General features: G+C 40.2%; 3 protein-coding genes. 1 reads left to right on the top strand and 2 read right to left on the bottom strand.

What is annotated here, in order from left to right; translation table 11 throughout:
- Positions 1 to 355: 355 nt before the first annotated feature.
- Together IFO69_RS12265 and IFO69_RS12270 are read right to left on the bottom strand one after the other, a co-directional pair.
- The gene (locus IFO69_RS12265; protein ID WP_192010384.1) at positions 356 to 949 is read right to left on the bottom strand and encodes a DUF6252 family protein; all 594 of its coding nucleotides are present in this window, start codon (positions 947 to 949) and stop codon (positions 356 to 358) included.
- 311 nt (positions 950 to 1,260) lie between these two features.
- A complete protein-coding gene (locus tag IFO69_RS12270; RefSeq protein ID WP_192010385.1) occupies positions 1,261 to 5,988 on the bottom strand; it encodes a LamG-like jellyroll fold domain-containing protein in 4,728 nt (1,575 codons plus the stop codon).
- Between the two features lie 248 nt (positions 5,989 to 6,236).
- Here IFO69_RS12270 and IFO69_RS12275 point away from each other — a divergent pair.
- The coding region (locus IFO69_RS12275; protein ID WP_394354467.1) for a transposase at positions 6,237 to 6,455 on the top strand (219 nt) is incomplete at its 3' end.

Raw genomic sequence — 6,455 nt, forward strand, 5'->3', positions numbered from 1 at the left:
ATCGGAATTCATCCACTTACTTTCCAAGATAAGAAAGTTTTGGTCAAATGATTCTCAGTGTTTTCAATATCCATTACTTCTTACAGTCCTAATATTGACTTAATATTTCGTTCCAATTAAACTTATAATCCATTGAGCTCTATCCAGGGAAATACTATCTGATCAAAAATGTTTAAAACGTAAAAAGCGGCCAAGTAAAATACTCAAGCCGCTTTTATTGCTGTTAGGTGATAAAGCTGGAATTATTTGTCTTTAAATTCTCCGTTTTTCAATACAAGGGAAGGTTCAATTTTAGCTTAAAGTTTACTAAACTACATTTTCAAACTGGATAAGTTGGTACTAGTGTTAGTATTTATCAATCTGCCCATGATATATTTTGGAAACTTCCTTCCGAAACTTCGACTTCAATATTTTTTTCATCATCCAAGGCCTTAAAATTAAAAGTGCCTGACATGGTCTTTGCTTGATAATCAATCTCAGTGATGGTAAGTTTAATTTCTTTGGTATGGTTTGAACTGGCCTTCAAGGTGTATTCCTCAGATTGAACGGAGGGTCTTTCTTCCACTGCTCCCAACACACCGAGGTATTCTCCAGAATCTGTTTCCAACTTCCAATCATCAAAAGTATCTCCAACTTGAAGGTCATTGATATCAATTCCTCCTAATTTAAATCCAACGGCCCTGGCTCCTCCTTCATCCGGTAGATCCACTGCATATAATGTCATTAAAAAAGTGTTTTCCTTCTCCACCATATCGACCATAACAAAGTCTACTGCTAGCAAACCTTGTCCGTTGGCTGCTTCAAAAGGTTCCCCATCGACCATACAGGTCAGTCGTTCCTCCATTCCGGCCTCTTCTTCATTTTTCAATTCCAGAGAAGTGATACAGCCATTTAAAATAAGAGGGCAAAATAGAATGAGGGCTAATTGATTTTTCTTCAAATTATTCATTTCAATTGATATGGTTGGTTGCTTTTTTTGTGTAATTCAATTCTCATTATGTACAGATCATACCCGTTTTTACCCCCTTAAAAAAATCTGTTTTATCCTCTCACAACCTATCCTGGTTATTTAAAGCATTTTAAGCAGAGTAAAGTAGATCTGATCCATATTTACTAAGGGGATGTTCAGAATTGATGCCGCAAAAAATATTTGTTCTAGCAAAACTCTCAGGCTACAATTCAATAAAAACAGAAATCCGGTCCTAACAAGAACCGGATTTCTTAAAACCTATAAATGAATTATGAAAATCATTTAATACATCAATTTTTGATAATCTTATGAACGATGCGTTCTCCCTTAATATTCACATACATAAAATAAATACCAGATGAATATTCACTGATATCCCAAGTTGACACACTTTCATCAATTGATTTCTGGATTTTTTTCAGCCCATTTACATCATAAATACTTACATCAACTGGTTCAGAAACATCACTTGGTAAATATAATTTGATCATACCTTTGCTTGGATTAGGGAAAACTTTGATCAGTACTCTCTCATTGATATTTTCTACTTCTTCATAATTTTCATCCACTAGCATCCTATTTCCCATCTGATCATTTGATCCCACCGATGGCTCTTCACCAAAGATCAATTTACCATAATAGTAAACGGTAACATGATCTTCCAAAACCCAATCCGTTTCACTGCTGTTAGAATAATCATTCTCCATCACAAAATCTGCCCAGTTCGATTTGGTAATCCTGATTGATATTTGACCTGTTTCACTCAGAGGAGGTAGTTTATCGATGGATTCATCTATTTGTAAGGACAAATAATGGTCTGCTCCTTCATGGTCACCTGATACTTCCATAAAGGTTCCTTGGATATTTTGTTTTCCTAAAGCAGCATAATCTACCTTTAGTCCTAAAGTGCCCTCACCATCTTTGGTAAACCAATACCTGAAGCTTAATCCCTCATATTCCAATGGTACATTTCCATCATTTACTAAGTTGAATGACTTTTTGAGTGTATTGTGACTGGATGAGTGATGCTTTAAGTAAACTTTGGCTTTTCTTTCTGGAGCTTCTGGCTGCGGCTCATTACCCCAAATCAAACTTTCTCCTTGATACAAGGTTATGTGAGGATTTATCGTAAAATCACCCGCTTCCATCATGGAATGATCATTATATTCATCAAAATCAGACCAATCATTATCAAAAATTCCTGCTTTGATCTCGCCTGAATCAGCTCCAAGACCTAGCATACTTTCCGCTTGAAACGTATACTCTACATAGCCAAAAGCGCCTGTTCTAGGTTCGGACAAAGCCACATAATTCATATTAACCTGATTTGATCCCAAAGCAGCATAATCCAATCTAGTTTGAATCGAAGTGCTATTTTCCGGTGTAAACCAATACCTGGCTGTTATATCCTGAAGATCTACCGCCAAAGTATCCTTATTGACCAACTTAAAGTTGGGACGAATTTGATTATCTTGAAGCTGATCAATGTCGCCATTCTTGTAAACTACCTCAAGTTTCGGGTAAGCATGGAATAAGGCTTCGATTTCAGCAGGTTTTAAGGCATAGTTGTATAACCGCACATCATCCATTCTATCCCTGAAAGGTTTATTTTCATCAGAATTACCCAGTCTTACTGGACTTGCTTTCCCTGTTTTACCCGTAAAATAATTCGTCTCTGCCGTTTGTTCACCGTTGAGATAGAATTTCAATTTTTTGTTTTCTTTGTCCCGAATTGCGACCAGATGTACCCATTCGTCTGTAAAAAGCGGGTGTGAAGAACTGTTACTTACCGAGGTGGTGATAGAGGTTTTGGTCCGATCATCGTCTATGGCAAAAGTGAGGTTTCCGTCCCGCAATTGGATACCATACCAATTGTCCGCAAAACTACCCTTATGAATCAAGTAACTGTCCATATTATTATTATAGCGATACGTATCTTCAGGTATTTTCACCCACAAGGAAATGGTAAAGGAAGTCTCGTCAAACAGCAGGTGATCTGCATTCGGAACGTTAATCGAAGCCGTGGATGACGGACTGTCAAATTGATAGGCCTGACCAAATTTCCCAACAACCCTATCGGTACCAGCAAAACCCTGCGCCATTGCATCCTGCTTATAATCACTATAATCTTCCACCAAAGTCCCCGTCTGCTCGTCCATTTTCCAATGCCCTACCAAACTTGCAGGAGCTGCTGCCTTGAACGACCAGACATCACCGGTAGTGGTACCTTTTGGACCCAAAGCATCCACTCTCCAGAAATAGGTTTTATTGGCCGCTAAACTAAGAAGTTCGAAATTAGGTTCGTTCACAGATGTACTTCCTATAAGCTCCAGCGCTGTACTTTCTTCACCTAAGTAAATCTGATAACTTGTGGTGTTCACCCCTCCTTTCCAACTCACCGTGACCGTATCTCCATATCCTTCTAGTACTTGACCCTCAGTTAATGATGGTGAAAAAGCCTTAATAGGTGTAGGAAGGGTGTGGAAAAGTTCGAGCACTTCTTGATCTGTAAGTCGCTTGTTAAAGAGTTTCACTTCATCAATATATCCCCTGAATGGGGTACCAAATCCATTGGAATTTCCTAAAATGATGGGTTCAAGCTGACCAATGCTATTTTTAGTTCGATCATTGGTTTCATTAACTTTTTCGCCATTGATGTAAACTTTCAAAACACCTTCCTGACGATCTCTAATGGCCACTAAATGCGTCCATTCTCCTGAGAAAATAGGATCAGCAGTGGTAGAAAGCTCTGTTTTGTCTTCATTATCATCCACCGCAAAACGGAGATTACCGTCCTTGATCTCTATACCGTACCATTGCCCCGTACCTCCTGTGGTCGCATTGGCTGAAAAGGTTCCCTTGTGAATCAGGTATGATTGAGAAGTAGGGTTAGAAGATTTAAGCCACATGGAGATGGCAAATGAATGCTCATCAAAATACAGCTGATCTGCATGGGGAACAAAAACATGAGAAGGATTTTCTGCATTGTTGAAGTCCAATGCATTATTAACCTTTCCTTCTGCCCAAGAAAAATCGTTGAGTTCATTGATTTCTCCATCATGAATGAACGTGCTGCTATCCGCCACCAAAGTTCCTTCTTCATGATCCATCAACCAAGCTCCTACCAAACCTCGGGCGATATAAGGACGAGTGGTAAAAGACCAGACGGCACCCTCTGTGAGTCCCAACTCATTTCCTGCATCCACTTTCCAGAAGTAGGTTTGATCGGACATTAAATCCGTCAATTGGTATTCATTGGTGGTTAAGGAATCTATCAGCTCCAAATTTTCAGGATTGTTGCCTTTATAAAGTAAATAAAAATCGGTGTTTTCACTTCCTGTCCACCTTAGCTCCAAGGAAGTCGTGTCTGCAAAACCAAAACCATCTTTGGGATAATTTAGGATAGTCTCAGCTGGAGCGGAGGGAACCGGAATGGTTTTGACGTTCAAAGCTTCGGAAGGAACAGCTGTTAAAATACCACCAAATGGTTTCAATCTAAACCGATAATTTGTATTTGGGCTAAGGCCTTCTATCAATAATTCGCTAGGATTCCCAGCTAAGCTATCCAACACAATAAAGTCCCCACTACCTATTGCCCTTTCCAATACGATTCCTTCGTACCGGCTATCATTATTTACCCAATCCAGCACAACAGAATAAGGGCTTACATCATCAAAAGATAACGCACTGATCGGCCTTAAAAAATCTTCAGGTGATTGTTCCAGGATCCCATTGATATAATGTTCAATGTTGGTGTATCCATCCACCCCAATCTGCATGGCATCCGATGCATCACTAGGATCAAGTCCATTGGCGGTCTCCCAATCATCAGGTATCCCATCCCTATCGCTATCAGTTTTGGCCGGAGCACCAAAAACCTGACCTGGTCCCCCCGTTGGCAATTCCCTTTCATTGGAAATTAATTTTCCCTCCAGGCCAAGACTAGTCAACTCAGTCATTAGGAATTCATCCACTTGATCTCTCCGAGGATAATTGGCACCCACATTTTCCAATACATAGGCATAGCTTTCTTGGGCGGTCATCACCTGTTCGGGAAAATCATAGCCATAAGGACTATCAGCAAAAGTAGTAATCCCATCATACGCGGATCGCTCGACCAGACTACCATCCAGCATCCCATTTAAATTCCCATCGTGATAATTTCCTTCCACATAGGGGATGAAAGATTCTGTTCCACGAGAAAAAGGTCTGATACTTGTGCTGGGCCCGTCAATATAGTAGTTGTTGACGATATTCACACGGGATTCAGCGCTGGATCCCCCCATAATATATCCTCCACCACGTCCCCAATTGTAAACAACATTGTTGACAAACTGATTACGGTTTTTAACTTTGGGATTCCGGGTATTATTATCAATGTACAAATTCCTGAAAAGACTCACCACCCCTGATGGCTCCATCAAGCCACCGCAGGAATGTGTCTCCAACCCCTGGGAAATGATACTGTTTTGGATGGTAATGCTATCAGCATGACCAGTGATAGAAAAGGTTTCATCCCTACCCCAACTCGCAGAAACATGATCAAAAATGAGGTTATTGGCATTATCAGTCATGGTCATGGCATCTGCTCCACTGGTCCCATATCGACCCATCCTTACCCTAAGATAACGTACAATTGAATTACTCGCTTGTGTAAAGGTAATCCCATCTCCATAGATCACCACCCCATCCCCAGGAGCTGTCTGGCCTGCGATGGTTACATTTCTGGCGACTATGATTCTAGATTCCGTCTGTATTATTCCACCTACTTCAAATACAACAATCCGATTAGGCTGACTGACGGCATCCCTAAAAGAGCCCGGTCCTGAATCATTAAGGTTGGTGACTATGTACACAGCTCCATTTCGGCCGCCTTCTGAAAACCGTCCAACTCCTTCAGCTCCTGGAAAGGCCAAAGTTTGAGCCGTATTCTGATGGATAATAAATCCCGTCAATAGGAATGTCAGAAAGTAGGCTAATCCTACTTTCTTTACTTGGTGAATAAAAGTAAAAATCATGTTAGTATAGATTATTTTGGTTACAAAACTTTACTAACACCAGGGGTTTGAAAAAGGAATTCTAATGAAGCTAAATTTCAAAAATATTTTAAAAAAAACTATTCTGATCTGTCCTGTATTCCTTCCTTGAAAAGTATGCTCTTTGGTTGACCATTAAAAAGAGGCTGTCTCAAAAGTAGATAGTTTAAAAGGCTAGCTGATTTCTCGGCTAGCCTTTCCTGTTTAACTCAAAATGGATATTTTGAGGTGTGAAAAAACAAGACTTAAATGTAGCTTTTAAAGACTACAATCCCAACCAGCTGATGTTCCTTCCCCCAAGTTTGGAGGAATTGATTCCAGCCCAGCATCCAGGCCGTGTTGTTCACCAGATCATTGAGCGGATAGATCTGAGTGAGGTGTATAGCCGATACTCAGAGAACGGGTCCAGCAGCTATCATCCCAAGATGTTGTTAAAGGTGCTGGTTTAT

Origin of the sequence: Echinicola arenosa (assembly GCF_014841125.1) — a bacterium.
GTDB classification, from domain to species: Bacteria; Bacteroidota; Bacteroidia; order Cytophagales; family Cyclobacteriaceae; genus Echinicola; species Echinicola arenosa.

Bases quoted from the DNA above. Each gene is read 5' to 3' on its own strand.
- IFO69_RS12265 (WP_192010384.1), bottom strand. From the start codon at position 949: ATGAATAATTTGAAGAAAAATCAATTAGCCCTCATTCTATTTTGCCCT.
- IFO69_RS12270 (WP_192010385.1), bottom strand. From the start codon at position 5,988: ATGATTTTTACTTTTATTCACCAAGTAAAGAAAGTAGGATTAGCCTAC.